At 67.0% G+C, this 26,740-nt stretch carries 22 protein-coding genes; 4 read left to right on the top strand and 18 right to left on the bottom strand.

Going from position 1 to position 26,740, the window contains the following annotated elements; translation table 11 throughout:
- Positions 1 to 9: 9 nt before the first annotated feature.
- Genes AC1DDA_RS17810 through bcsN form a run of 3 tightly spaced genes read right to left on the bottom strand, consistent with a single transcriptional unit; the run spans position 10 to position 5,493 of the window.
- Positions 10 to 2,460, bottom strand: coding sequence for a cellulose biosynthesis cyclic di-GMP-binding regulatory protein BcsB (locus AC1DDA_RS17810; protein ID WP_476796722.1), 2,451 nt, complete (start codon positions 2,458 to 2,460; stop codon positions 10 to 12).
- Positions 2,457 to 4,640, bottom strand: coding sequence for a UDP-forming cellulose synthase catalytic subunit (gene bcsA / locus AC1DDA_RS17805; protein WP_476796721.1), 2,184 nt, complete (start codon positions 4,638 to 4,640; stop codon positions 2,457 to 2,459). The genes AC1DDA_RS17810 and bcsA overlap by 4 nt, the downstream gene beginning before the upstream one ends.
- Before the next feature lie 25 nt (positions 4,641 to 4,665).
- On the bottom strand, positions 4,666 to 5,493 hold the full coding sequence (gene bcsN, locus AC1DDA_RS17800; RefSeq protein WP_476796720.1) for a cellulose biosynthesis protein BcsN: 828 nt from the start codon (positions 5,491 to 5,493) through the stop codon (positions 4,666 to 4,668).
- 539 nt (positions 5,494 to 6,032) lie between these two features.
- Between bcsN and AC1DDA_RS17795 the strand changes: the two genes are divergently transcribed.
- Positions 6,033 to 6,317 carry a hypothetical protein gene (locus AC1DDA_RS17795; protein ID WP_476796719.1) on the top strand — a complete coding sequence of 95 codons (285 nt, stop codon included), beginning with the start codon at positions 6,033 to 6,035 and terminating at the stop codon, positions 6,315 to 6,317.
- Between the two features lie 73 nt (positions 6,318 to 6,390).
- On the opposite strand, the gene AC1DDA_RS17790 is transcribed toward AC1DDA_RS17795, so the two are convergent.
- Positions 6,391 to 6,633: a DUF2934 domain-containing protein gene (locus AC1DDA_RS17790; RefSeq protein WP_441510507.1), complete on the bottom strand. Its 243-nt coding sequence runs from the start codon at positions 6,631 to 6,633 to the stop codon at positions 6,391 to 6,393.
- A 141-nt stretch (positions 6,634 to 6,774) separates the two neighbouring features.
- Entirely contained in the window at positions 6,775 to 7,797 is a 1,023-nt protein-coding gene (locus AC1DDA_RS17785; protein WP_476796718.1) for a bile acid:sodium symporter family protein, read from the bottom strand.
- A 97-nt stretch (positions 7,798 to 7,894) separates the two neighbouring features.
- Here AC1DDA_RS17785 and AC1DDA_RS17780 point away from each other — a divergent pair, with 97 nt between their 5' ends.
- On the top strand, positions 7,895 to 8,794 hold the full coding sequence (locus tag AC1DDA_RS17780) for a LysR family transcriptional regulator (protein ID WP_476796717.1): 900 nt from the start codon (positions 7,895 to 7,897) through the stop codon (positions 8,792 to 8,794).
- On the opposite strand, the gene AC1DDA_RS17775 is transcribed toward AC1DDA_RS17780, so the two are convergent.
- The 13 genes from AC1DDA_RS17775 to AC1DDA_RS17715 all read right to left on the bottom strand — a co-directional run bounded on the left by AC1DDA_RS17775 (position 8,791) and on the right by AC1DDA_RS17715 (position 23,565).
- On the bottom strand, positions 8,791 to 10,743 hold the full coding sequence (locus tag AC1DDA_RS17775; protein WP_476796716.1) for a MacB family efflux pump subunit: 1,953 nt from the start codon (positions 10,741 to 10,743) through the stop codon (positions 8,791 to 8,793). The genes AC1DDA_RS17780 and AC1DDA_RS17775 overlap by 4 nt on opposite strands.
- Before the next feature lie 2 nt (positions 10,744 to 10,745).
- Positions 10,746 to 11,951, bottom strand: a complete 1,206-nt coding sequence (locus AC1DDA_RS17770; protein WP_476796715.1) for an efflux RND transporter periplasmic adaptor subunit — start codon at positions 11,949 to 11,951, stop codon at positions 10,746 to 10,748.
- The gene (locus AC1DDA_RS17765) at positions 11,948 to 13,396 is read right to left on the bottom strand and encodes an efflux transporter outer membrane subunit (RefSeq protein WP_476796714.1); all 1,449 of its coding nucleotides are present in this window, start codon (positions 13,394 to 13,396) and stop codon (positions 11,948 to 11,950) included. Before AC1DDA_RS17765 ends, AC1DDA_RS17770 begins: the two co-directional genes overlap by 4 nt.
- Positions 13,397 to 13,518: 122 nt before the next feature.
- Positions 13,519 to 14,952: an NAD-dependent succinate-semialdehyde dehydrogenase gene (locus tag AC1DDA_RS17760; protein ID WP_476796713.1), complete on the bottom strand. Its 1,434-nt coding sequence runs from the start codon at positions 14,950 to 14,952 to the stop codon at positions 13,519 to 13,521.
- Between the two features lie 266 nt (positions 14,953 to 15,218).
- Positions 15,219 to 16,037 (bottom strand): aspartate dehydrogenase, encoded by an 819-nt coding sequence (locus AC1DDA_RS17755; RefSeq protein ID WP_476796712.1) that lies wholly within the window; start codon positions 16,035 to 16,037, stop codon positions 15,219 to 15,221.
- Positions 16,034 to 17,161 (bottom strand): alpha/beta hydrolase, encoded by a 1,128-nt coding sequence (locus AC1DDA_RS17750; protein ID WP_476796711.1) that lies wholly within the window; start codon positions 17,159 to 17,161, stop codon positions 16,034 to 16,036. The genes AC1DDA_RS17755 and AC1DDA_RS17750 overlap by 4 nt, the downstream gene beginning before the upstream one ends.
- A complete protein-coding gene (locus AC1DDA_RS17745; protein ID WP_476796710.1) occupies positions 17,148 to 17,849 on the bottom strand; it encodes an ABC transporter ATP-binding protein in 702 nt (233 codons plus the stop codon). Before AC1DDA_RS17745 ends, AC1DDA_RS17750 begins: the two co-directional genes overlap by 14 nt.
- Positions 17,849 to 18,601, bottom strand: coding sequence for an ABC transporter ATP-binding protein (locus AC1DDA_RS17740; RefSeq protein ID WP_476796709.1), 753 nt, complete (start codon positions 18,599 to 18,601; stop codon positions 17,849 to 17,851). The genes AC1DDA_RS17745 and AC1DDA_RS17740 overlap by 1 nt, the downstream gene beginning before the upstream one ends.
- Positions 18,598 to 19,620, bottom strand: a complete 1,023-nt coding sequence (locus AC1DDA_RS17735) for a branched-chain amino acid ABC transporter permease (protein ID WP_476796708.1) — start codon at positions 19,618 to 19,620, stop codon at positions 18,598 to 18,600. Before AC1DDA_RS17735 ends, AC1DDA_RS17740 begins: the two co-directional genes overlap by 4 nt.
- The gene (locus AC1DDA_RS17730) at positions 19,613 to 20,527 is read right to left on the bottom strand and encodes a branched-chain amino acid ABC transporter permease (protein ID WP_476796707.1); all 915 of its coding nucleotides are present in this window, start codon (positions 20,525 to 20,527) and stop codon (positions 19,613 to 19,615) included. The genes AC1DDA_RS17735 and AC1DDA_RS17730 overlap by 8 nt, the downstream gene beginning before the upstream one ends.
- A 190-nt stretch (positions 20,528 to 20,717) precedes the next feature.
- Entirely contained in the window at positions 20,718 to 21,881 is a 1,164-nt protein-coding gene (locus AC1DDA_RS17725) for an ABC transporter substrate-binding protein (protein ID WP_476796706.1), read from the bottom strand.
- Positions 21,882 to 21,997: 116 nt separating this feature from the next.
- Positions 21,998 to 22,549, bottom strand: a complete 552-nt coding sequence (locus tag AC1DDA_RS17720; protein WP_441510494.1) for a 3-hydroxyanthranilate 3,4-dioxygenase — start codon at positions 22,547 to 22,549, stop codon at positions 21,998 to 22,000.
- A 35-nt stretch (positions 22,550 to 22,584) separates the two neighbouring features.
- Positions 22,585 to 23,565: a dihydrodipicolinate synthase family protein gene (locus AC1DDA_RS17715; protein WP_476796705.1), complete on the bottom strand. Its 981-nt coding sequence runs from the start codon at positions 23,563 to 23,565 to the stop codon at positions 22,585 to 22,587.
- A gap of 224 nt (positions 23,566 to 23,789) precedes the next feature.
- Between AC1DDA_RS17715 and AC1DDA_RS17710 the strand changes: the two genes are divergently transcribed.
- Positions 23,790 to 24,698, top strand: coding sequence for a LysR family transcriptional regulator (locus AC1DDA_RS17710; protein ID WP_476796704.1), 909 nt, complete (start codon positions 23,790 to 23,792; stop codon positions 24,696 to 24,698).
- A gap of 274 nt (positions 24,699 to 24,972) precedes the next feature.
- Positions 24,973 to 26,232 (top strand): AAA family ATPase, encoded by a 1,260-nt coding sequence (locus AC1DDA_RS17705; RefSeq protein ID WP_476796703.1) that lies wholly within the window; start codon positions 24,973 to 24,975, stop codon positions 26,230 to 26,232.
- Positions 26,233 to 26,740: the final 508 nt, after the last annotated feature.

The raw sequence follows: 26,740 nt of genomic DNA, 5'->3' as shown, positions 1-26,740 counted from the left end.
GAAAGCGGATCACGATCGACGCCCCAACCGCCGGAGCATCAGAGATGTTCCGATGCCGAGGCCGATGCAGGCCGTGAGCAGCGCCAATGCATAGATGCCGATATTGCTCGACATCCAGTTGGCGAAGACCAGGCGCATATTCGTCAGGCTGAACGGCCGCGTCATGACGAAGGAGGTGCTGTCGGCCGAGATGATGTGCGCCTCCTGGGCGCCTCGGAACGCGGTGATCTTGCCGGCCATGCCCGCCCAATTGCCGGGCGCCACGATTCTGTCCACCGTGCTTTCCAGAGCCTCTTCGCGGCGGGCGATGAAGGCGGTCCAGACCTGCCTCGTCTCCGGATCGGCGGCCTGCGCGACAATCAGGTCAGTGCCTTCGGCCGGTTCGTAGAGCGTCGGCGCACGCGAGGGCGCGCGCAGCTGCGCGAAGGAGAGATCGAAGGTTCGCTGGAGCCACTGATCGAAGGCGATGAAGTAGCGGGCAAGAGGGCCGCCCAGCGAGCCGCGCCAGCGGTCGCGCACGGCCTCGGTGGTCGGAGCTGCTCCGCCCGAGGCTTCGGGCGTTGCCTGCCGGCCCTGCAACCGGTTGATCACGGCGTCGAAGACGGCGGCGCCCTCCGCATCCGGCGTTACCACCACGGCGTCCGAGCGCAGCGGCCAGGTGGCACGGACATTGTCGGCAATCCCGACGCGCGGGAGCATCCCGGCCGGCAGCTGGCCGGCGGCGCCGACGATCAGGACCGGCCGGTCGCCGACAGCGGCCGGACCGGACAGGACCTCGACGGTGAGCGGCCTGCTGGCCCGCTGGGCGATGCGCGCCAGCAGCGTACTCGCGGCACTGAGATTGGTGGCATCCTGCCGGCCCATGATGAGGGCGACCTGCGATGCGACCGAATAGGGAAAGCCGGTGCCGGCTGCCGCCGCGAGATTGGGGCTGACCCCGATCTTCGCGAAGTTCGGAACGGACAGCACGGTGGTGTCGAACAGCGCGAAGCGGCTCTTGCCGGGGAGCGTCGCGCCAGGTCCGCAGCTCAGGTCCGACTTGGCCACGGTGACCGCCTCGAACCAGATCTCGTTGACGCCCGGCCGGAAATGCCGCAGCGGCACGGTGATCGGGAATTGCTGGAACAGCCCGCCCGTCACTGCATTGAGCTGCAAGGTCGCGGCGACGTTGCCGTTGACGAAGATCTCGATATGGCTGTCGCCCGGAAGGACTTCGTCCGAATAAGCGCCGTCGAGATAGAGCGTCGCCTCGCCATAGGCGTTGGCGTAGAAGTCGCCGGGCATCGCGACGACGGCCCGCACCCGCATGCGCCGGCCGGACGATTCCTGCGTGGGGATGCCGAGCTCGGAAAACCGCACCACCTGCCGGTCCGCGACGAAGGGCGCATCCGGCACATGCCAGCTCGCCGTATCCATGGTCTTGCGATTGATGTTGGCCGGCCTCGAGACGGGGGCGGTCAGCAGCTTGCCGACGATCGCGTCGATGTCCGGCCAGTTCGCGCCGGTCACGAGCAGCATGTCGGTGCTCTTCTTAGAGCTCGGCACGAAGCCGAGGAAGCTGCGTCCGCCGGCTTCGGTGGGCAACCCGCCGAGCAACGCACGGATCTCGTCGTTCGTGCCGAGTGCGACGGTCAATGTGCCCGGCCGGGCACGTTCGGGCAGGCGTTCCGAGATCTTGACTGCGACCTGGCCGTATCGCCCGCGCAGGGCAAGCGCCTGCGCCACGGCGAAAATGCTGTTCGCGGCAATCGCGCTCGCTGCGCCGGGGGCGACGATGACGATCGTGGTCTGGCCACCCTCGTCGGCGCCGATCGCCGGCAGATCGTCGAGGCTGCGCAGCCGGAACTGCTGCGCCGCCGGTCCCTTGAAGGTCAGCCGGGTGCCCGCGCCGTCGATGCGGGTCCATAGCTCGTAGGTCGAGGCCACCGTGCAATCCGTGCGATGGCGCTGTAGGGCTTCGAAGCTGATCGTATTCCGCCCCGGCCTGAGCAGGCCTTTGCGAACCGCGACCGAGGTCTGCTTCAGGCGGTCGGACGATGCGATCGGCATCTCGATCACCCGTTCGCCATTGAGGCGGACGGCCAGCCGGGAAACCTCCGGCATCACGACCAGGGCATTCTGAAAGGCGATATCGAGATTGGGATCGGCCGCCGCCTCGTCCTGTGTCAGGTAGAAGGCCCAGCTGCGTGTATCGCTCTCGCCTTCGAGCATGACGCGCGGTGCCGGCAGCAGCGGCTTGAAGGCGAAGGCCGGAGCCGGCGATGGCGCCACCGGCGCCGGAGGCGGGGCAGGGCTGGCCGCGAGCGGCGGTTCGGCCGGCTGCGGACTCGGCGGCGCAATCATGAAGGGGGCCGGACCGGGCACAGTCGCTGGTGCCTCCTGTGCCGAAAGCCGTGGGAGGAGGCCCTGCGTCAGTGTGGCAACCGCGACTGTGAGGAGGGTGAGCGGGAGCCGTCTCATTCCGCCGCTCCGGTGCGCGTGGACGACCGTGAAAAGCGGTAGAGGCCGAAGAAATAGGACAGGCCGCGGCTCGTCTGAAAGGCCGCCATCCGCAGGAAGCGGATCGTGCCGTAGATCACCCCCATGTTCTGCCGCCGCGACTTCTGGAACTGGCTCCAGTTCTCGGCGTCGGAGAAAGCGAGATCGGCGATGATGCGGCTGTGCAGCGGTTCGGTCGGCTGGTAGCTGCAGCCGAGCAGAAGCCCCTTGTCGTCGGGAGCGACGCGCATGACCCGCAAGGGCAGGGATCCACGCGGCATGTCGATGGTCGTTTCGAACGACACCTGCCCCACGCTGCCGATCGACACCTTGTCGAGGTCCCTGGACAGTACCCGGATGGCGATGCCGTCGACGGATACGTTCTCCGTCACGACCGGGGCAGTGTGGCCGTCGATGCTGATCTCGCCGCGCCGCTTCACCGGGAAGCGCCGAGCGGCGCGCCCCTCCGGCCGCTCGGAGACGACGCCGAGCGCGCAGCCCGCCATCAGCAGGTTGAGGATGTTCCACAATCCGACGACGAGGGTCGTGTCGGCATTGTAGGGCTCCGCGATCATCCGCCAGTAGGTCGCGATGACGCCGAGGAACAGCACGGCGAAGATAATGAAGAACGGCTTGCCGAGCTCGGAGACGCGCCGCTGCTCCAGGGATTCGTTCTTGGCCGTGACCTTGAAGGTCGGCTTGGTCGGCCTGAGCAGCACTGAGATCACGGCGGGCAGCAGATAGACCGACTGGATGAATTCGTAGAGTTCGGAGATCCAAGGCCAGCGATAGCGGCCGTAGAGGTAGTTCTGCATCATCAGGTTCACTGCCATGTAGCTGAGCACATAGGCGATGAACTCGGCGCCGGAGGCGGTGAAGATCTCCAGGCCGAAGAACAGGTAGAACAGCGGCGCGATCAGGAAGGTCAGCCGCGCGAAGGGAAAGAGCCAGAACAGGGCGGAGGACGAATAGCAGAGCCGCTGCGGCAGGGAGAGGCCGCGCTTGAACATCGGGCGATGGAACAGCAGGATCTGCATCATGCCCTGCGCCCAGCGCGAGCGCTGGCCGATGAAGCTGGTGAAGGTCGCCGGTTGCAGTCCTGCGATCAGCGGCTTGTCGACATAGACGCTGTGCCAGCCGGTGGCATGCAGGGTGATCGCCGTCTCGGCGTCCTCCGTGATGCTCCTCCCCGAGAAGCCGTTCGTCGTCTGCAGGGCTACGCGCCGCAGGACCGCCGCCGAACCGCAGAAGAAGGACGCGTCCCATTTGTCGAGGCCGCGCTGGATGATGCCGTAGAACATCTCGTTCTCGGACGGCATCGTCTTGAAGGTCTTGAGGTTGCGTTCGAGCGGGTCGGGATTGATGAAGAAATGCGGGGTCTGGACCAGGAAGAGCTTCGGATCCTGGCCGAAATAGCCGACTGTCTCGGTCAGGAAGCTGCGTGCCGGGGCGTGGTCGGCGTCGAAGACGACGATCAGTTCGCCCTGCGAATGGGCGATGCCGTTGTTGAGGTTGCCGGCCTTGGCGCTGATGTTGCGCTCGCGCGTCAGGTAGGAGACGCCAAGCCCATCGCAGAGCTTCTCCAGTGTCGCCCGGCGCTCCTGGGCGGCGCTGGCCGCGACGAAATTGTCGGCATTGCACTTCTCGTCGGTGCCGCCATCGTCGAGCAGGTATACTTTCAGGCGGCCGGCGGGATAGTCCATCGCCAGCGCCGCCGAGAGCGTGGTCGCCAGCAACTCGGCATCCTCGTTATAGGAGGGCACGAAGACGTCGACCGTGGGCGCGCTCTGCGGATCGATCGGCGGTGCCTTGCGGCTCGGCTGGGGCATGGCCACGACGAATAGGCTGAGGAACAGCATGCCGATGTTGTAGAGTTCGGCGAGGTAGACGATCAGGCCCGGAATGAAATCCTCGAGCTGATTGACCGGAGGCAGGGTGCTCGTGGTGCGCCAGTAGATATAGCGCAGCACGATTGCCGTCCCCAGGCCCAGCGCGATCAACCTCCAGACGCCGTAAGGCCTCAGGAATTTGAGGATGATCATCGCGCTCACCACGATCGCGCCGGCGATCAGATGCGCCTGCAAGCTGATCGGCAGCGTAATGAGCGCGACGACCACGATCGCTGTGATGGCCCAGAAGATGACGTAGCATGCTGTTCGCATGGGCGTTCGGCAATCCGGATCGTGTTCAGGGCGCGGGCGGGGGTGGGACGGTCGGATATCCTTCGAGAGGCTTGTCCGGGATCGGCTCGGGAGCTTCCTGCACGCGGCGCTCGCTTCGCGGCGCCCGGACCGGGCGCGGCCGGGCGGCGGGTGCCTGCTCGAAGGCATCGGGAGCAGAGGCCTGCGGCACCGGATAGATCGGCGCTCCGGCCTTGCCGAGTTCCGGCGCAGGCGACGGCGCATCGCCGATCGGGCTCCAGCCCGTACGTCGCAGCGAGGCGTTGATCGAATAGCTATAGGCGAGGCGCAGCAGCGCCGCCTCGGTGGCGACGGGGTCGCAGACCCTGATGCGGACCGAAATCACGCCCGATCTCGGCATGAACAGGCTGTCGCCGCTCGCGATGCGCTGCCAGGCATAGAGGCACGCTTCGCCGCCCACCCCGCGCCCGAACGCATAGCCGAAGGGACCGTATTTGTTCTGGACGAAGACGGCTGCCGGCGCCATGGCGATTCCGGGCAGGCGCTCTTCCATTTCCTGGGCAATGGAGAAGTCGTTGATACCCGGTTCGCGCAGCAGATTGCCCTCGACGCCGAGCCTGTCGGGGAGATCGGTGACGGTGAAGAAGGCGGCATGGATGGCATTTTCGCCCGGCGTGCGGCCGCGCGTCGTCAGGGAAATGACCTGCGAGACGGCATTGTCGTAGCTGCGTTGCGTGACGCCGGTCACAGGGAGGCTGCCAGGCGGCGGCAAGACCATCGCCCTGCCGACATCGACCGTGATGGACCGCGACGCGATCATCAGCTCGGAATCGGACAGCCTCTGCTCGCCGCAGCCCGCGATCGTGAAAAACAACCCGGCCGCCGCGGCGGACATCGCCACATGACTGAGTGTTGGACGTCGCACCGTGGGGTGTACGGGCGGTAGCTGCCTCGAAACACTCATTGGCGTGCCGTTCGATGTCTGCTCGGCATCGTCATGTCGCGACCATTGGTTAACACAGGTTAACGCATAGTTAACTGTGGCCGCGCGGCTGTGAGCCGGCGGTCAGCCTGAACTCCCCCCTTCCGCAATACAGATGATTCGCGGGTTCATTCCAACTGTGGATCGCTTTCGATTGCGACAGCTCAAAGAATGTTCGCGAGTCGACCGATGAACACAGATCGGCTACCGGCCGACAAAGATGATTCGGGGTGGCCCGGTTTTTTCTTTCCGGCGCATCGGAAAACCGTGCCCGGCATTGCTCCGCCGCGGTCGAATCAACCCGAAAACACCTGTGGAGAACAGAGATGCCCGGCTAAGCGAAGCCGGGAGGCGGTGAGATGCTGCCGCCATATCCTCTCATATGCCCGAACGGGCTTGCACCGCCACTCGGGTCGCGGCAACAATGGCTGATGATCAGGATATCGATAGCTGCAAGCGTCGTCGCCATCCTCGTGGCAGGCTGCGTCTCATCCCAGCCCCGTGCGGTTCCGGCTGCTTCGGGCGCCTCTGCCAAGCGGATCGTCCGCGACAGCGCACAGCTCATCCTCCCGGACGGTACCCGGGTGAACCCGGACTCGACCGGCGGCTTCGAGCTGCCCAATGGCGATTACGTCAAACGCGATCCCAGCGGCGCGCTCATTCTGCCCACGGGCGCGCGCTGCCTGCCGGATCAGGGCGGCTATCTCTGCCCCTGATCGCGAGGAAACCCGGGCCGGCCCGGTCGCACAGTTAGGTCATTGGCTGGTCCGGACGGGCAGCGGCGCCGTCTCAGGTGCTCTGCCGGCGCGAGGTCTTCCCGGCCGAAGCTTGCTTTGACGGCATCTCGGCAGCCTGCTGGCCCGACGGCCGCGAGACGTTCTCATCCTCGAGCACGTGGTTGTGGCTGCGATAGGCCCAGATTTCCTTGGCCGCGTCCCAGTGCTCGCGGTCACGCCCCTCGGGCTGGCCGTCCTTGATCCACAATGCGTAGGCGATCTTCCTGATCTCGTGCTGGGATTTCTCGTCCTGCATGTCGCGTCTCCATGATGGTTCCCCATTCGCGGGGGATCCTGGTTTCGGAGAGGGCAACGGCTTCAGCCGTGCACGGGATCAACGAGGTTCGCGAAGCGCTGTTCCCTCTGCTGGTTCGAAAGATCGCGTGCGAAGCGATGCTCAGGCTTTCGCCGGAGCAAGCACCGGCTCGCCGGGCGCCTTCGTCTCCGGCTTGGCCGGGCGGCGCGCATAGCGTTGCGCCAGCACGGCGCAGGCGAAGAGCTGAGCCTGGTGGAACAGCATCAGCGGCAGCACGATCAGGCCGAGCGCCTGACCGGGGAAGAGGATATTCGCCATCGGAATGCCGCTCGCCATGCTTTTCTTCGAGCCGCAGAAGACGATGGCGATCTCGTCCTCCTTGGAGAAGCCGAGGCGGCGGCTGGCGAAGGTCGTGATCGCCAGCACGGCGGCCAGCATGACGATGTCGAGCCCGATGACGAGGCCGAGGTCGGCGAGCGTGACCTGCGACCAGATGCCGGCGACCATGCCCTCGCTGAAGGCGGCGTAGACGACGAGCAGGATCGAGCCGCGGTCAACCAGCGAGATCGGCGCCTTGTGGCGCTGCAGGAACGGCCCGATCCAGCGACGCAGCAATTGCCCGGCGACGAAGGGCAGCAGGAGCTGCAGTGCGATGCTTTCCACGGCGCGCGTGCTGAAGCCACCGCCCTTCGAGTCGAGCAGCAGCATGACGAGCAGCGGCGTCAGGACCATGCCGAAGAGGTTGGAGACGGAGGCGCTGCACAATGCCGCCGCGACATTGCCGCGGGCGATCGAGGTGAAGGCGATCGAGGACTGCACGGTCGAGGGCAGGATGCAGACGAAGATCAGCCCTGCTACCAGTTCCGACGGCAGCCAGTTGCCGAAGGCGCGGGTGAGAATGAGCCCGAGAACCGGAAAGAGCACATAGGTGCTGGCGAAGACGAGCGACTGCAGTCGCCAGTGCAGCAAGCCTTCCCAGACTGCCACCGGCGACAGGCGCGCGCCGTAGAGGAAGAACAGCAAGGCGACCGCCACCGAAACGGCGTCATTGGCGACTTCCGCGCCGACGCCGCGTGCCGGCAGCACAGCTGCGACCGCGACCGTCGTCATGAGCGCGATGAGATAGGGGTCGATGCCGAAGCGGGCGAGCGTGCGGCGGATCATCTGCGGTCCTTCCGATTGGATGCAGCCTTGTAATCCCTTTCATGTTCATTTTGATCCGGACTGGACATGATATCGCTCATCATGGATCGTGATGGGCATGGAACTGGACAAGAAGCCGCTCGATCCCGTCCTCCTGCAGAGCTTCCTCAAGGTCTGCGAGACGCTGAGCTTCACGGAAGCCGCGCGCCAGCTCGGCCTGCGCCAATCCTCGGTCAGCCAGCATGTCGCGCGGCTGGAGAAGCGGGTCGGGCGCCGCTTGCTGGCGCGCGACACGCATGAGGTGCGCCCGACACCGGACGGCGACGCCATTCTGCCCTTCGCGCGAGAAGCGCTCGATGCTGGTCGTCGGATCGAGCGCTATCTCGAAGGTTCGACCCTACGTGGGCGGCTCAGGCTCGGAGTCTCCGAGGATTTCGCCTACACGGCGCTGCCGGACATCCTGGCCGAGTTCGCCATGCAGCATCACGCGGTCGACCTGGAGCTGACGGTCGGCCTCAGCGGCCTGCTCTACGAACAATATGATGCCGGCGATCTCGACCTGATCTTCGCCAAGCGCCGCAAGGGTGACGCGCGCGGCGAGGTCGCCTGGCAGGAACGTCTCGTCTGGGTCGGGCGTCCGGGCGCGCGGCTGGCCGAGCAGCGCGAGGTGCCGCTGGTGCTCTATCCGCCGCCGAGCATCACGCGCGTCCATGCGATTGAGACGCTGGAGCAGGCGGGGCGACCCTGGCGCGTCGCCTGCACCAGCGGCAGCTTGGCGGGCCTTCGCGCGGCAGCGGTTGCCGGGCTCGGCATCACCGCCCATTCGGCGCGGTTGATCCCGCCGGGGCTTGCCGAGGTCGAGCCGCGCGAGCTGCTACCAACGCTCGGGACGATCGAGTTCGTCGTTATCGGCGGCCAGTCGCATCAGGAGGCGGCGCGGGCGCTGGCAACCAGCATCCTGTCGAGCGCCGGGCGCATCCTGCCGGAGGCTCCTGCGCGGCGCGGGCGAAAGCCCTAGTCCCGCGCCAGCGCGACCACCGGGTCGAGACTCGCGGCATTGCGGGCCGGCAGGAAGCCGAAGGTCAGGCCGATCAGCGTCGAGCAGGCTATGGCAGCTACGAAGGCCTCGCCCGAATAGATGAAGCTCACCTGCGAGCCCGAGGCCTCGAAGGCGAAGCCGATGGCGAGCGCCATCCCGATGCCGAGCGCACCGCCGATGAAGCAGACCAGCGAGGCCTCGATCAGGAATTGCTGGAGAATGTCGCTGCGGCGCGCGCCGACCGCCATGCGCAGGCCGATCTCGCTGGTGCGCTCGATCACCGAGACCAGCATGATGTTCATCACGCCGATGCCGCCGACCAGCAGCGAGATCACCGCGATCGAGGAGATCATCAGCGTCATCGTCGCGGTAGCGCTGGTGATGGTGTTACGGATCTCGTCCTGGTTCAGGATGAAGAAGTCCTTGGCGCGGTGGCGGTGGGTCAGGAATTCCGTCACGGCTTCCTGCGCCGCTGCCATCGGCGTCTCGTCGTCGACGCGCAGCGTGATGCTACGCAATGAGAGGTCGCCGAGGAAACGGCCCTGTACGGTGGTGTAGGGCAGGAAGACCTGCGGGTTCTGGCTGCCGCCGAAGCCGCCCTGCTGCTGGCGGATCACGCCGACGATGCGGCAAGGCACCGAGCCGATCAGGATCACCGTGCCGATCGGGTTCGCCCGTCCCTGCGGGAAGAGCACGCCCAGCGCGTTCTCGTCGATCACCACGTCCTGCGCGAGCGTGCGGACATCCGCCGCATCGAAGAAGGAGCCGCGGGTCAGCACGCTGCCGCGCACGTCGAAATAGCGCTCGCTGACGCCGTTGACCTGCGCGGTGGCCTCGACATTGCCGAAGCGGATCGTCGCGCTCGTCGTCACCGTCGGCGTCACGCTGGCGGCATAGGGCTGGCCGGCGAGGACCTGGGCGTCGAGCACGGTCAGGGTCCGCACGCGGCCGGAGCGCAGATCGCCAAAGCCGGCGCCTGGGAAGATCTCGAGCGTGTTGGTGCCGAGGCCGGAGATGTTCTGCAGCACATTGCGCTTGGCGCCCTCGCCGAGCGCGACGACGCTGACCACGGCGGCGATGCCGATGACGATGCCGAGCATGGTCAGCGTCGTCCGAAGCTTGTGGGCGGCCATGGCGCGCACCGCCATGCCGAACGCCTCCTTCAGCCGGCCGAAGACGGCGCGCAGGCGCCCCGCCGGCGGCGGGACAGGAGAGGGCGGAGGCACCTTTTCCGAGCGCGGCGCCGTGCGCCGGTCGGCGATGATCCTGCCGTCGCTGAGCTCGATGATGCGATGGGCGCGGTCGGCGACATTCATGTCGTGAGTGACGAGAATGACGGTGTGCCCCTCGCGGTTGAGCTCCTCGATCAGGGCCAGCATCTCCTCGCCGCTCTTGCGGTCGAGCGCGCCGGTCGGTTCGTCGGCGAGGAGGACGCGTGCGCCGTTCATCAGCGCGCGTGCCACCGAGACGCGCTGCTGCTGGCCGCCGGAGAGCTCGGAGGGGCGATGCGTCTTGCGGGGGCCGAGACCGAGCCGGTCGAGCAGCGTCGCGGCGCGCTTCTCGCGCGGACCCGGCGGAATGCCGGCATAGATCGCGGGGACCTCGACATTGGCGAGCGCGGTCAGCTCGGAGAGCAGATGATAGCGCTGGAAGACGAAGCCGAAATATTCGCGCCGGAGTCGGGCGAGTTCGTCCGGGTCGAGGTCACGCGTCGGGCGGCCGTCGATCTCGTAGGTTCCGCCGGTCGGCCGGTCGAGGCAGCCGATGATGTTCATCAGCGTCGACTTGCCGGAACCGGACTGGCCGACGATCGCGACCATCTCGCCCGCCTCGATCACGAGATCCGCGCCGTCGAGCGCGGCGACGGTCGCCTCGCCGGTGCCGAAATCGCGCCGGACGCCCGCGAGACGGATGAGCGGCACGCCCATCGTCAGAAACCGAAGGGCGAGCGGGAACGGCGTGCCGGGCGGGTCGCGTCGGCGCCGCCGCCGCTGCGGGTGGTGACGACGCGCTCGCCCGCCTTCAGGCCTGTGGCGATCTCGGCGACGATCTTGTTGTCGAGACCGACCGTGATTTTCCGCTGCTCCACCTTGCCGTCCTCGCCGAGCACCTCGACGAAGGCGCTGGGGCCGCGGCGGCGGATGGCGGTCGAGGGGATGGTGACGACGTTCTGGGCCCGGCCGACGATCACCGTCACCTGCGCGGTCATCGAGGTCAGCAGGCGGCCCTCCGGATTCGGCACCTCGAAGAGGGCGTTGTAGTAGACCGCGCTGGTGCTGGAGGCCGAAGAGCTGCTGCTCGCCGTGGAGGACGAGGTCGTGTTCTGCGTCTTCAGCGTGTCGGGCGCGGGCTCGACGAAGGAGATCTTGCCGGGGAAGCGCTGCTCGGGCGCGCCGAGCACGCTGAAATACACCTCCTGCCCGGCCTTCACCCGCAGCACGTCGGCTTCGGAGATCTTCGCCTTGACCGTCATGGTCGAGACGTCGCCGAGCACGACGACGGTGGGCGCGGACTGGACGGCGTTTACCGTCTGGCCTTCCTGCGCGACGAGGGCGAGGACCGTGCCGGCGCTCGGCGCGGTGATGCGGGTGTAGCCGAGATTGGCCCGGGCGGTCTCGACCTTGACCTGGCCCGAGACGATCTGCGCGTCGAGCGCCTCGATCTGGGCTTGCGTCGTCGAGACGGTCATCTGCGCGTTCTCGTAGGCGTCGCGGGAGACGGCGTTCTGGCCGACCATCAGCTTCTGGCGGGCGAGCACGGCCTCCGCATAGGCGAGGCTGGCAGAGCGCTCGGCGCGCTGCGCCTTGAGTGCGGCAAGATCGGCTTCGGCCGAGCGCAACGTGTTCTGCTGGGTAATGCCGTCGATCTCGGCGATCAGGTCGCCTGCCTTGATGTTGTCGCCGAGCTTGACCTTGAGCGAGACGACGCGGCCGGTCGCCTGCGAGCCGACGCTGACCTGCCGGACGGGTTCCAGCGCGCCGGAGGCGAGCACGGCTTCCTCGACATTGCCCATCGCTGCCTCGACGGTCGGCAGGTTGACGGTTTCAGCCGGTGCGGGCTGCCGTGCCTGCCAGAGGTAGTAGCCGCCGACCGCGGCGACGATCAGGGCGGGGAGCAGGAGGCGGCGCGGCCTCATGATTGCGGTTCCTCTACGGGAATGAGGCGTAGGCGCGGCCCGGTCTCGCCGTCGATCACGGCCGGCGCCGAGATGTCGACGGGCCTGAGCCAGCCGCCGCCAAGCGCCTTGTTGAGAGCGATGAACTGTGTCGCGAGCGTGACCCGGCTTTGGATCAGGGCCTCCTCGGCGCCGAACTGGGTGCGCTGAGCCTCGAGCACGTCGAGGAAGCTCGCATTGCCGGAGGTGTAGAGCGCGCGGGAGAGCTGCGCGGCTTGGGTCGAGGCCTGGGCGGCTTCCGACAGGCTGCCGAGCCTGATCCGCTCCTGCCGCAAGCCCACAAGGCTGTCCTCGACGTCCTGCAACGCGGTCAACACCGTCAGCCTGAACGCCGCGTCCTGCCGGTCGCGCTGGGCCCTGGCCGCATCGACGGCCGCCGCGAGCTCGCCGCCGTTGAATATGGGGACGCTGAGGCTCGGGCCGATCGACCAGCCGATGGCGCTGTTCTTGGCGAGATCGCCGAGCTTGAGCGCCGAGGTCGAGATGTTGCCGGTCAGCGAGACCGAGGGGTAGCGGTTGGCCTCCGCCTGGCCGATCCGCGCCGTCGCCTGGGCGAGCAGGCGCTCGGCCGAGCGGACATCGGGCCGGCGACGCAGCACGTCGGCGGGAATCCCGGTGCGCGGCGGGGCGGGTGTCGCGGGGACTGCGGCCGCGCGCGCAAAATAGGGCGCCGTCGCCGCGGGCGGGCGGCCGATCAGCACGGCCAGGCGATGCTGGTTCTGGGCGAGCGAGGTTTCGAGCAGGGGAATCTGGGATTCCGTACTCGCGGCCTGGGCGGTGGCCCGGGAGGTGTCGATGGCGGAGATGTCGCCGGCGCGGAAGCGCGTGCGGGTCAGCGCCTCAGTCTCACGTTGCGTTTTGGCCGTGCTGCGGGCCAGCGCGATCCGCGCCTGCAGGCCACGCGCCTCGACATAGGTCGACGCGACATCGCCGATCAGTGTCAGCATTGCGCCGTCGAGGTCGTCGAAAGCGGAATCGGCGCCATAGGTCGCGGCCTCGACGGCGCGATCCTGCGCGCCGAAGAGGTCGATCTCCCAGGAGGCATCGAAGCCGGCGCGGAAGCTGTTGCGCGTCACGATCGCCGAGCGGGAGCGTATGGCGGAGGCGTTGCCGTCGACCTGCGGGAAGAGCGCGCCGACAGCCTGCTCGCGCGTGGCGCGGGCTTCGCGGATGCGGGCCTTGGCCTGGGCGACATCGAGATTGCCGGCGATGGCCTGCTCGACCAGCGTGTTCAGCGTCGGGTCGCGCAGGGTGCGCCACCACTCGCTCGGTTTCGGCGCCTTCGGCCCGCTATTCGCAGCGCTCCAGCGTTGCGGCAGGTCAAGCGTGGGTGGCGTGTAATCCGGCCCCACGGCACAGGCCCCGAGACCCAGCGCCAATATCAACGGTGCAACGGGGCGAATCATCGCGGCCAGAATGACGGGAAAACCCGAGGCCGCCAGCCTTTCACCCCGTCCATGCGCAATATTTCGTCCCTACGGCGATCCCGCCAGAAGGATAGCCGGTCAGGTTGCCCGGCGCATTGCGGCTATATGACCATCCGGTGCGACAGCGTCTTGACGGTCATGTAATGGGCCAGCCCTTCGGCGCCGCCCTCGCGGCCATAGCCGCTATCCTTGACGCCGCCGAACGGCACTTCGGCGACGGAGGCCTCAAGTGTGTTGATCGAGACGTTGCCCGCCTCGATACCCTCGGCGAGTTGGTCGGCGCGCGCCGCAGAGTGCGTGAAGCCGTAAGCCGCGAGGCCGAAGGGCAGGGAATTGGCCTTCTCTATGGCTTCCTCGACCGTGCGGACGGGATTGATGATCGCCATCGGCCCGAAGGGCTCCTCGCGGAGAGCGCGGGCGTCGTCCGGCAGCTCCGTGAGAACTGTCGGCGGAAAGAAATAGCCGCGATTGCCGAGGCGCTCGCCGCCGGTCAGCACGCGCCCGCCACGGGCCCGCGCATCGGCGGTCAGCGCTTCCAGCGCCTCGATGCGGCGATGGTTGGCGACAGGCCCCATCTCGGTCTTCGCGTCCAGGCCGTTGCCGACCACTACGGCCTGCGCCCTCTCGACGAAGGCCTTGGTGAAGCGCTCATAGATGTCCTGCTGGACGAAGAAGCGTGTCGGTGAGGTACAGACCTGGCCGGCATTGCGGACCTTGCGGGTGGCCGAGAGATGGGCTGCGGCAATGGGGTCGACATCGTCGCAGACGATGACCGGGGCGTGGCCCCCGAGCTCCATCAGCACCGGCGTCATATGGCGCGCGGCCAGTTCGGAGAGGTGCTTTCCGACCGCTGTCGAACCGGTGAAGGCGACGAGGCGAGTCTGCGCCTGCGGGATGAGATAGCCGGAGATCTTGGCGGGGACGCCGAAGACGAGGTTGAAGGCGCCGGGTGGCAGGCCGGCATCGTGCAGCGCACGCGCGATATGGAGGGCGCCGGCCGGGGTCTCCTCGGCCGCCTTGATGATGATCGAGCAGCCCGCCGCGAGCGCGCCCGCGATCTTGCGGCAGGGCTGGCTCATCGGGAAATTCCAGGGCGAGAACGCCGCGACCGTGCCGACCGGCTGGTGGGTGACGATGTAGCGGATGCCGGGCTCGCTCGGCACGACGCGGCCATAGGCGCGCTGGCCCTCGGCCGCGTCCCATTCGAAGAACTCGCAGCCCCGGACGACTTCGAGTCGCGCCTGGGCCAGCGGCTTGCCGTGCTCCAGCGTGATCGAATACGCGATCTCCTCGACGCGCTCGCGCATCAGCGCTGCGGCTTTCAGCATGATCTCGCCGCGGATGCGCGGAGCCATGCGGCTCCAGACCTTGAAGCCCTCTGCGGCGGCGGCAAGCGCATCGTCGAGATCGGCCTGGGAGGCGAGCGGCACCGCGCCGATGACGCTCTCGTCGGCCGGATTGATGACCGGCTGCTCCTCCGCCGTCTTCCGCCAGGCGCCGCCGATATAGAGCTTGAGATCGGGATAGGTCGTCATGGAAGCCTCGGCTCGCGATGCGTTCAGCGGTCTCTGCACGGCGTATCCGCCGGTCTCATTGGGACCATAGGTGGCGGGTCATTCTGTGATCCAGTCGGCTAAATCAGATAAATTCAGATTGTTATGGTTATGAATAGTGCGCGCTGCTCTATTGTCATTCCGGACAAGCCGCACAGCGGCGCGGATCCGGAAGCCACCCAAGGGCGCGGTGCCCAGTCGTGGATTCCTGGTCTTCGCTTCGCTGCGGCCGGAATGACAAGAAAAAGTCAGCGCACCAGCGTGCGCACGCGGTTCTCGATCAGCCTGACCAGCCCGAGCGCCGTCATCTCCGAAGATTTCGGATTCGTGGCAAGCGGGCGGTTCTCAATGGTGATGTCGAGCTTGCCGAAGGCGCCGCGCGCGCTGAGCTGGTGGCCGTTTCCGCCGGCTGCGGGGTCGGCGACGAGCTCGACGCGGGTGCGGTCGAGCCCGATGCCGGCGAGCGCGGTGATGACCGCGACATTGGCGTTCTGCGGGAAGCGCGAGGCGGCCTCGCGAGCCGTGCCGGAGAAGAAGGCCGTCGCCTCAGTGAGCCCGTCGAGCGCGATCAGGCTCTCGGCTGAAGTCCCGCGCCAGGCGGCCGGCGGCTTGACGATGCGATGGACGACCTCGTCGAGCGGCAGCAGGGATGCGGCGGCAATGCCGTCGATGCCGGCGAGCGCGCCGGGCGGGATCAGGATCTGGCTGCCCCGGCTTTCGGCGGCGGCGATCAAGCGATCGAGCAGCGCGTCGTCGCAGAAGGCGCTGGTCGAGGCGACGGCGAAGGCCGGCGCATGGTGGAGCGCTGCTTCGCCCCAGATGCCGACCGCCTCGCGTCCGGCGGCCTCGACGATGAGATCGAGGTCGAGAGCGGCCAGCTCGTCCGGTGTCGTGATCAGTTTGGCACCGGCCGGGATGTCACTGGCCGCAGCGGGGTTACGGACCGCGATGGCCGCAATAGTAGTGTCGCCGCCGTCCCGCTCGGCCAGAAGCTCGGCAACGCGGCGATTGATGGCACCCCAGCCGATCAGGGCAAGGCGCAGCGGCTTGGCCGAACGCGCCGTCATGAGCCTTCAGCCTTTCTCAACGCAAGGTCGAGGAGCGCGCCGCCGTTCAGTCCCTCCAGCATGCTGAAATGATGGCCGGGGCAGATCAGAGGCGCTGGCGCCTGCCATGTGGCGGCGAGCGCGGCCGATTGCGCCTTGAAGGCGTCGCTCTCGCCTTCGCCGACCGCGAAAGCGATCCGCGTGGCCTGCGGGCGGGGCTGGGCGATCGGGCTGAGCCGCGTTGCGCGCGCGGCATCGTCGAGGCCGAGCAGGCGGCCGAGCGGCAGATGGCCGAGGGGGTTGAGGTGGTAGAGGCCGGAGAGCAGCAGGGCCGAGGCGATCGGTGGGGCGTCCGGCGCGCAGAGCACCATTGCGGCGAGATGGCCGCCGGCGGAATGGCCGGAGATGTGCAGGCTGTCGGCATCGAGGCCGAGTGCATCGGCTTCGCGGGCGAGGTAGTTCAGCGCTGCGACGCTCTGGGCGAGACTTTCTGCCAGCGGCGTATCAGGCGCCAAGCCATAATTGGGCATGGCGACGGCATAGCCGGCATCGAGCAGCCCCTGCGCGAACTGGGCATGCTGGACCTTGTCCGAGGCCTGCCAGTAACCGCCATGGATGAAGACGAGGATCGGAGCGCGCATCGCCCCGGCCGGGCGGTAAAGGTCAAGCGTCTCAAAGCGGCTGGGTCCATAGGCGAGATCGGCGGCGCCGTGGCGGGCGCGGAAGGCTTCGCCGTCGCGGCTCCATTGCCGGAACAGCGCCTTCATGTCGGCTTGCAGGCGCGGGCTGTATTGCCGGCCGAGCTCGCGCAAGCTGTAACCCTCGATGATGGTCTCGGGCAGCGGCTGCGGCGCCGCGTGGCGGGCGCGGATGGTCAGCCCGGCCTCCGCTCTCGGCAGCAGCCGGATCGGCGGGCGGAAGCCGGCGAAGACCTCGCGGTAGGCCAGTTCGACGCTATGGCGGGAGAGATGGAAGGCCTCGGGCCGGTCTGTCTCCCAGATCATTTCGCGCAGATGATGCGGGCCGCAGCCCGCGGCGATGAGCCCGCCAAGGATGTCGCTCAGTGCATCGCGCAAGGCCTCGACCGGGTCGTTCTCGGCGCTGTGCGCGATGATCTCGATGAGGTCCGTTTCAGACGCCGACATAACGATGCACCAGTTCCGCATTGGCCGCGAGGTCGGTGCTCGTGCCCGACCAGACGGTGCGGCCTTTCTCGATGATGTAGTGCCGGTCGGCGATGCGCTTGAGCACGTTGATGTTCTTGTCGATCAGCAGGATCGACTGTCCCTGCGCCTTCAGCGCCTCGATGCAGCCCCAGATCTCGGCGCGGATCACGGGCGCGAGGCCTTCGGTCGCCTCGTCGAGGATGAGGAGCTTCGGGTTGGTCATCAGCGCGCGGCCGACCGCGAGCATCTGCTGCTCGCCGCCCGAGAGCGTGCGGGCCGACTGGCCGGCACGTTCCTGCAGCCGGGGGAAGAGCGCGTAGACACGGCTTAGCGTCCAGGGCGATGAGCGCTTCAGCCGGTTCGAGGCGGTGGCGACGAGGTTTTCGCGCACGCTGAGCGTCGGGAAGACCTGCCGGCCCTCGGGCACAAGGCCGATGCCGCAGCGGGCGATCTTCTCCGGCGCGATGCCGCGGACGTCGCGGCTCTCGAAGCGGATATCACCGCCCTTCGGAGCGAGCAGGCCCATGATCGAACGCACCGTGGTGGTCTTGCCCATGCCATTGCGGCCGAGCAGCGTCACGACCTCGCCTTCGGCGATGTCGAGCGCGACATCGAACAGCACCTGGCTCCTGCCATAGGATGATTGCAGGTTGCGCACGCTCAGCATCAGGCGTCTCCCTCGCCGAGATAGGCAGTGCGCACCTCCGGATTGTCGCGGATCTCGTCCGCCGTGCCGGTGGCGATGACGCGGCCATAGACCAGCACGGAGATGCGGTCGGCGAGCGCGAACACGGCCTCCATGTCGTGCTCGACCAGCAGCATGGTGACGCGGCCCTTCAGGCCTGAGAGCATCGCGACCATCTGCTCGCTCTCGGCGTGGCCGAGGCCCGCCATCGGCTCGTCGAGCAGGAGCAGGCGCGGCTCGCAGGCGAGCGCGATGGCGAATTCCAATTGTTTCTGCTCGCCATGGGAGAGGTCGGCCACCTTGATTTCGGAGCGGTGGCTCAGGCCGGCGGTGGCAAGGTGCTGACGGGCGCGGCCGCGCAGGCTCTCGTCGCGCCGGGCATTGCCGAAAAAGCGGAAGCTGTGGCCGTCATGGGCCTGCACGGCGAGCGCGACATTGTCGAGCATCGTGAAGTCCGGCAGGAGCTGGTTGATCTGGAAGGTGCGGGCAAGGCCTCGCGCGACGCGCTGCGGCGTCGACAGCGCGCCGATTTCCTCACCTTCCAGCGTGATCGCGCCCTCGTCATGGGTGAGTTCGCCGAAGAGCTGCGTCAGCAGCGTGGTCTTGCCGGCGCCGTTGGGGCCGATCAGCGCGTGGATCTCGCCGTCGCGTATGTCGAGATCGACGCCATCGGTGGCAATGAGCCCGCCGAAGCGCTTGCGCAGGCCACGGATCGAGAGGAGCGTCGCGGTCATGGCGCGCTCCTGCCGAGGCCGAGGCGGCTGATCAGCCCGTTGAGCCCGCCCTGGGTGAAGAGCACGACAAGGAGCAGGATCGGACCCAGAACGAGCTGCCAATGCTCGGTCCAGCCCGTCAGCACGGTCTCGAGGATGACGAGGGCTGCGGCACCCAGCAGGGGCCCGAGCAGTGTGCCGACGCCGCCGAGGATGACCATGATCATCAGCTCGCCGGATTTGGTCCAGTGCAGCATGTCGGGGCTGACGAAACGCAGATAGTTCGCCATCAGCGCGCCCGCGAGGCCGGCGCCCATGCCGGAGATGACGAAGGCGGCGAGCTTGTAGCGATAGGGCGCGATGCCGATCGCGGCCATGCGCCGCTCGTTCTGGCGGATGCCGGCGAGCACCATGCCGAAGCGCGAGCCGACGATGCGCCAGAGCGCGAGGAAGACCAGCGCCGCGACGACGAGGCAGATGAAATAGAAGGTCACGTCGTCGCGGGTGTTGAGGTCGAACAGCGCGTTGCGGCGGCGGATCGTCATGCCGTCATCGCCGCCATAGGCCTTGAGCGAGACGAACAGGAAGAACAGCATCTGCGCGAAGGCGAGCGTGATCATGATGAACTGTACGCCGCTGGTGCGTAAGGACAGCGCGCCGATCACGCAGGCGAAGAGGCCGGCGACGAGGATCGCGGCCGGCAGGGTGAGCAGGAGCTGGTCTGTGCCGGGGATGAAGCCGAGGAAGAGGGCGTCGTCCATCATCGTGCGGTAGAGGATGCCGACGGCATAGCCACCGATGCCGAAGAAGGCGGCGTGGCCGAAGCTCACCATCCCGCCGAAGCCGAGCGCGAGATTGAGGCTGGCGGCGGCGATGGCGTAGATCAGGACGCGCGTCGCCAGCGGCACCAGCGCGGGCTGGCCGAGCGCTTTGACGATGAAGGGCAGGGCGATCAGCGCGGCGGCGAGGGCGACCAGCGCGATAATGCGGCCCAGCGCCGGCGTCGCGGCATGCGGGCGGGTGATGGCGTCGTCAGACATGGGCGGGGAACAGTCCCTTGGGCCGCACCAGCAGCACGATTGCCATGAGCAGGTAGATGCCCATCGAGGCGAGGCCGGCGCCGAGCGCATCGGCCTCCGAGCCGGTCATGACATGGCGCAGCAGCCCGGGCATGAAGGCGCGCAGCGAGGTGTCGACGAGGCCGACGATCAGCGCCCCGAAGAAGGCGCCGCGGATCGAGCCGACGCCGCCGATCACCACCACGACGAAGGTCATGATCAGGATCTGCTCGCCCATGCCGACTTGCACGGCGAGGATCGGCCCGGCCATCAACCCGGCGAGGCCGGCGAGCAGGGCGCCGAGCCCGAAGACGGCGGTGTAGAGCAAGCGGATGTCGACGCCGAGCGCGCGCACCATCTCGCGATGGGTCGCACCGGCGCGCACGAGCATGCCGACGCGAGTGCGGTTGATAAGGAGATAGAGGCCGAGCGCCACGAGCAGGCCGACCGCGATGATGGCGAGGCGATAGACCGGGTAGGTGAGGCCGGGCAGGAGCTGGACCGAGCCATTCAGCGCGGGGGGAATCGAGACGAAGAGCGGCTGGCGGCCGAACAGGACCGTCACGCTCTGGTTGAAGATCAGGATCAGCGCGAAGGTGGCCAGCACCTGATCGAGATGGTCCCGCGCATAGAGCCGGCGCAGCACGACCAGCTCCATCGCCATGCCGATGACGGCGGCGGCGGTCAGCCCGGCCAGCACCGCGAGCAGGAAGGAGCCGGTCTGGGCGGCGGCGAAGGCGGCGGCATAGGCGCCGGCCATGTAGAGCGAGCCGTGGGCGAGGTTGATCACGCCCATGATGCCGAAGATCAGCGTCAGCCCGGCCGCGAGCAGGAACAGCATCACGCCGAACTGCAAACCGTTGAGCAATTGTTCGAGAACGAGCGTCATTTTTGTCGGGGCTAGAGTGCGCCGCGTTCGCTTGGGAACACCGGCGTTGTTCCAGTTTCGTCATGCTCGCCCTTGTGGCGAGCATCCACGTCTTGAACAGGGCCTTGACCAGCGAAGACGTGGATGGTCGGGACAAGCCCGACCATGACGGCGCGTCTCGCGAGTGGCTAGAGTCCGAGCCTTCTACGGCTCAGAGCTTGCAGTCCTTGGCGTAGACGTCGCTGTGGTTGCTCAGCACCTTGCCGGTCGTCTTCAGCACCGGCGTGCCGTCGGCGGCCTTCTCGACCTTAAGCGAATACCAATCCTGCACCGGGTGCTGGTTGGGGCCGAATTTGAAGGCGCCGCGTACCGACTGGAAATCCGCCTTGGCGAGCGCCTTGCGCAGCGCCGGCACATCGGTCTTTCCGGCGGTCGCCTTCAAGGCCGAGGCGATGGCGAGCGCGGTGTCGTAGCCCTGGCTGGCGTAATAGGTCGGCACGCGGTTATAGGCCTTGGTCCAGGCCTCCATGAACTTCTTGTTGGCCGCGTTGTCGAAGTCGGTGTTCCAGTGGGCGGTGACGCTGAGGCCGAGCGCGGCGTCGCCGACCGCCTTCAGGGTGGTGGCGTCGAGCGAGGGCTCCGCCAGCACCATCGGCACCTTTCCGAGCAGGCCGGCCTGCTGGTACTGGCGCAGGAAGGCGATGCCGAGGCCGCCCGGATGGAACTGGAAGACGACGTCGGGATTGGCGGCGCGGATCTGCGCCATCTCGGGGGCGAAGTCGGTCTGGTCGAGGCGGGTGTAGACCTCGCCGGCGATCTCGCCCTTGAACAGACGCTTGAAGCCGGTCAGCGCATCCTTGCCGGCCTGGTAGTTCGGGGCGAGGATGAAGGCCTTCTTGTAGCCGAGATTGGTGGCGTACTGGCCGGCGCTCTCATGCAGGCTGTCGTTCTGCCAGGCGACGACGAAATAGTTCTCGTTGCACTCCTTGCCGGCGAAGTTGGACGGCGCGGCATTGGGGCTGACATAGAGCGCGCCGGAATCGACGATATCCGGCACGGTGGCGCCGGCGACGTTCGAGAAGACGATGCCGGTCATGATCTTGATGCCGTCGGTCTTCAGCATCTTCTCGGCGATCTGCTTGCCCTGACCGGGCTTGAGCGCATCGTCCTCGACCACCAGCTCGACCGGCACGCCGCCGAGCTTACCGCCTTCCAGGTCGATGGCGAGCTTGAAGGCGTCGCGGATGTCCTGGCCGAGATAGCCGCCGGGGCCCGAGAGCGTGGTGATCATGCCGATCTTGACCGGCTGCTGGGCCAGCGCCGTGGAGGCCGCCAGCGTGGCCGCGATGCCGAAGAGCAATCCGCGCAGTTTCATCATGGACTCCAGTCGTTCCGTTCTGCCTCTGAGATGGTCGAACGCGGCGTTTCTGCGCCGCCGCGCTTATGCGTATTCCGACGACAAGCGCCTCCCGAGCGAGCGGCGCCTGCACATCACAGGCAGACCCAGCCCGCCGGCGGCTCCTTGCCGGGATGCAGGGTGCCGCAATGCGGGCAGGTGCGAGCCTGCTCGTTGCCGTAGAACTCACGGTAGAGCGGCGGCAGGTCGTCGACAATGCTGACGAGGTCGACCTCCACACGATGGACGAGGCCCTGGCACTCGAAGCAGTACCATTCGAAGGCGTCGAGCCAGCCCTCCGGGCGCTTCGGCTCGATGACGAGGCCGATCGAGCCTTCCTGAGGGCGTTGCGGCGAGTGGCGCACATGCGGCGGCAGCAGGAAGATGTCGCCCTCGCGGATCGTCACGTCATAGTGCTTCCCGTCATCGACCAACTTGAGCATCATGTCGCCCTTGAGCTGGTAGAAGAACTCCTCGACGGGATCGTCATGATAGTCGGTGCGGCGGTTGGGGCCGCCGACGACCGTCACCATCAGGTCGGAGTCGGTCCAGATCTGCTGATTGCCGACCGGCGGCTTGAGCAGATGCTTGTGCTCCTCGATCCACTTGTTGAAGTTGAAGGCCTTCAGCCGCCCTTCGGTCGCCATCTCTCCACCTCTCCCGTTCTTGTCTCGGATCTCGTTCAGCCGGCCTTGGCCAGCGGTGCCCGGCCGGGCTTCAGGCCGCAGCTCTCGAAGGCGGAGCGCGTCGCGGCCTTCTCGGCCTCGGTCAGTTCCAGCATCGGCGGCCTGACGCGCCCGCCGACCTGGCCGAGCAGCTCCTGCCAATACTTCTGATGGGCATGCGGCTTCTCGGCCGGGCGCGTCCCGCGAAGGGCCTCGCGCACCGGGTTCAGGCTGTTGCGGATGGCGCGGGCCTTCTCAGCCTCGCCGCGGAAGGCGAGGTCGGTGTATTCGCGCATGCGCAGATCGTTCGCCGTCTGGATGAGATAGGGCGGCGACGAGCAGAGATAGAGCTGCCAGCCGAGCTCGAGGATGTTGTCGAGCCACTCCTCCTCGGAGGCCGTGCTGACCAGAATGCGGTCGCCGGCAAGGCGGGTGAGCTCGGCATACATCGGGCGGGGCACGCTGTACTTGATCGCGACCACGTTCTCGATATCCGCAAGGCGGTTGCAGAGCTGTGGGCTCATCAGATAGCCGGAGTCGGGATGGCTCCAGAGCGCGATGCCGATATCGACCTTCTCGGCGATGGTCCGGTAGTATTCGTAGAGCGTCTCGTCCTGCGCCTTGAAGAAATGCAGGATCGGCGCGTGCACCACGATGTAGTCGGCGCCGACCTTCTGGGCATGGCGGGCGAGGTCGATCACCACATCCATGTTCTGGTCGGAGCAGGACATGATCGTCTGGCCGCGCCCGGCGGAAGCCTCGACGGCCAGCTCGAAGCTGCGTTTGCGTTCCTCGATCGACATCGAGAAGAACTCGCCCTGCTTGCCGGCGATGAACAGCCCGTCGATCCTGAGGTCGTCGAGCCAGTGGCGGATGTTCTGGCGGAAACCGTCCTCGTCGATGGCGAGGCTATCGGTGAAGGGCGTGAGCGCGGCCGCCCAGATGCCTTTCATATGGGCGCGGGCATAGGCCTTGGCGTCCTTCTTGGCGTATTTCATGGAAGACTCACCCTCGCATTCCCGCACGGTCCGGGCTGGGCGGGCGGCGATGGCGAGGGCCGGCCTTGAGCCGCTCATCCGCGCCGCCGCCTTTCCGCGTCCCCGCCAGGCGTCGCCCCGGATCCGATTGGGGCGATGAGGAATGATGGCATGACAGGCGGGGTATACGGCAACTCGTAACATTCGTATGAATTCGGAAGCTCTCCTTATAAATCGGGAAATCCATGGCGATCACGCTGCGCCAGATCCAGGCCTTCCTCGCGGTGACCGAGCAGGGCACGTTCACCAAGGCGGCAGAGCGGCTGCATATGGCGCAGCCGGCGCTCTCTCAGTTGGTGCGAGAGCTGGAGCGCGAGCTTGGCATCCGGGTGCTCGACCGCACGACGCGCCGCGTCGAGCTGACCGAGGGCGGGCGCGAGTTCCACGGCGCGGCGCTGAAGATCGCGCAGGATCTGGACACGGCGGTGCAGAACGCCAACGGGCTGGCGGAGCGGCGGCGCGGGCGCATCGTCGTCGCGGTGCCCCCGCTGCTCGCGGCCGTGATCATGCCGCCGGCCATCGCCGCGCTGCGCGAGAAGCACCCCGGTCTCCAGGTCGCGATTATCGATGCGCGCAACGATCTCGTCGTCGAGGCCGTCCGCTTCGGCCGGGCCGATTGCGGGGTCGGCACCTTCTCGGCGCTGGAGGACAATATCGAGCGCACGCCGCTCGCCCGCGACAGCCTGATGCTGTTCTGCGCGCGGGGCAGCCGATTCGGGGAGCGGGAGAGCGTGCTCTGGCGCGATCTTGCGGAAGAGGAACTGATCACGCTGACTCGCGACAGCGGCATCCGCCTGCTGGTCGAGGTCGGTTATGAAAGCGCCGAGATCACGTTGCGGCCGGCCTATGAGGTGGCGCAGATCACGACGGCGCTGGCGCTGGTCGAGGCGGGGCTCGGCATTGCGGTGCTACCGACCTATGCGCGTGCCGTCGCGCCTTCGGGCGTGGTCGCTCGCCCTCTGGCAGAACCTTCGATCGCGCGCGACATCGTCATGATCCGGCCGAGCGGCCGGTCGGTCTCGCCAGCGCTCTCGGCTTTCGAGACCTTGCTGCGCCGATTCGTGCGCCAGCTCGCACCGAGCGAGGAGAACTGAAGCCACTGACATCCGGCGGCCGCACGAAAAGCAAAAGGCCGCCCGGGTGAGGCGGCCTTTCGACCCTGTATTACAAGGGCATCAAATGGTGGGCGCGACAGGGATCGAACCTGTGACCCCTACGATGTCAACGAGGTTCCAAGCCCCTAAGCCTATTGAAATAACGAGCAATTCCCCCCCGACGCATTCCGAACGCAAGGCGATCAAGGGGGGAACAGAATGAGCTTTGCGATTGAACTGCTGTTGAAGGCGGTTGAGCTCGGCGGAGTGCTTCATGCCCGATGCTGACGAAGCCGCCCTGGCCGAAAAGCACATGCGGGTCACGCAGATCGTCGACGAGGCGCTGTCGCGTGCGAACGAAAGAGCCCCGCTCGCGGAAGATGCACAGCCGCGACGCAAGCCCATCACCGCTTCTCCATTCGTCTGGCAACGCCCCGCTTCGATCCCTCCGCGCGAGTTCCTGTACGGGCGGCACTATGTCCGGAAATACCTCTCCGCGACTATCGCGCCGGGTGGCGTAGGAAAGTCGGCACTTGGGCTTACCGAAGCCCTGGCTATGGTGAGCGGAAAGCCGTTGCTCGGTATCGAGCCGCCAAAACCTCTAACCGTTTGGTATTGGAACGGCGAAGATCCTCGCGACGAGATCGAACGCCGCATCGCCGCGGCCTGCATACACTACCTCATCGACCCCGCCTGTCTTGACGGCCGGCTCTTCATCGACACCGGCCGCCAGACCGAGATCAGCATCGCTCGCGCAAGCCCTCGCGGGATCATTCTGCGCGATGACGTCCAGCGGGAGTTGGTCGAGACCATCCGTGAAAACGGCATCGATGTGGTCATTATCGACCCGTTCGTGTCGAGCCATGAGGTCTCTGAGAACGATAACGGCCAGATAGCCGCCGTGTGCAAGCGATGGGCGCAGATTGCGGACGAGACGGGATGCGCCGTCGAATTCGTCCATCACGCCCGCAAGCTGGCGATCGGCGGCAGCGGTGACGTGACGGCTGACGACGCCCGCGGGGCTAGCGCCTTGCTTGCCGCGGTTCGGTCTGCCCGGACGCTGAACCAGATGTCCAAGGATGATGCCGAAAAGGCGAAGGTCGAGCAGGCTCGTTCGCATGTGCGCATAGACGACGTGAAGGCGAATCTCGCCCCGCCGGCGGAAGGTGCGCGCTGGTTGAAGCTCATCTCGGTCCAGCTCGGGAACGCAACGTCGGATATCCCCGGCGACGACATTGGCGTCGTGACGGGCTGGAAGTGGCCCGACCCGAATGAGGACGTCACAGTCGACGACGTTCGCGCAGCCCTCGGGCGCATCTCGCAGGGTGAGTGGCGTCACGATCAGCAGGCGAAGACCTGGGTCGGCCAGGTCATGGCCGAGGCCCTCGGCTTGGACGCCGAAGATGCTTCCGTGCGCATCGCGATGAAGCTGCTCGTCAAGAAATGGGTGGCCGAGGGCTGGCTGAAGATCGTCAAGCGTCAGGACGCGAAGCGCATGACGAGGGAGTTTGTCGTACCGGGAGAAGTGCCATGACGAGGTCGATCTGCCACACCTTGAAAGGTGTGGCGCGGCATGGTGTGGCGGCGGGGCAAACCGGGCTTGCCCCACCTCCCTATAGCCCCCCCTTTAGGGGGGGCGTAAGGGTGGGGCAGGAGCGGTCGGCGGGTGTGGCAACCGAGGCGGTGGACCGGGTGGGGCGCCTGGCTTCCCGGCTCGGTCACTCGAACGTCCCGAACCAGGACCTCGAGGCCGTCCTTCCCGATCGGGCCGCAGCCGGAAACGGATTGCATCTCGGGCCTCGCGGGTCCTTCCCAGCCCCCCGCCCCCCTGCGGCTCTAAGAGAGCCCGGGTTTTTGCTAGTGGCCGGATCGAAATCGGGTGCAACGATTTCGATGCAACGCAACGCTTTGCGCAACGATCCCGGCCCTCGTTCAACCCCCACAACCTATGGGGGAGCAGGTCGGCAATCCGTGCATCCGTGCACGGCGATTCGTGCGGTGCGTGTACCGGATTCGCATCGGAGCACTGGCGAAAACCCGGG

The organism is Allobosea sp. 10N428, assembly GCF_056394545.1.
Note: the sequence above shows the minus strand (reverse complement) of the source record. Positions and strands in the feature narration are given on the sequence as shown.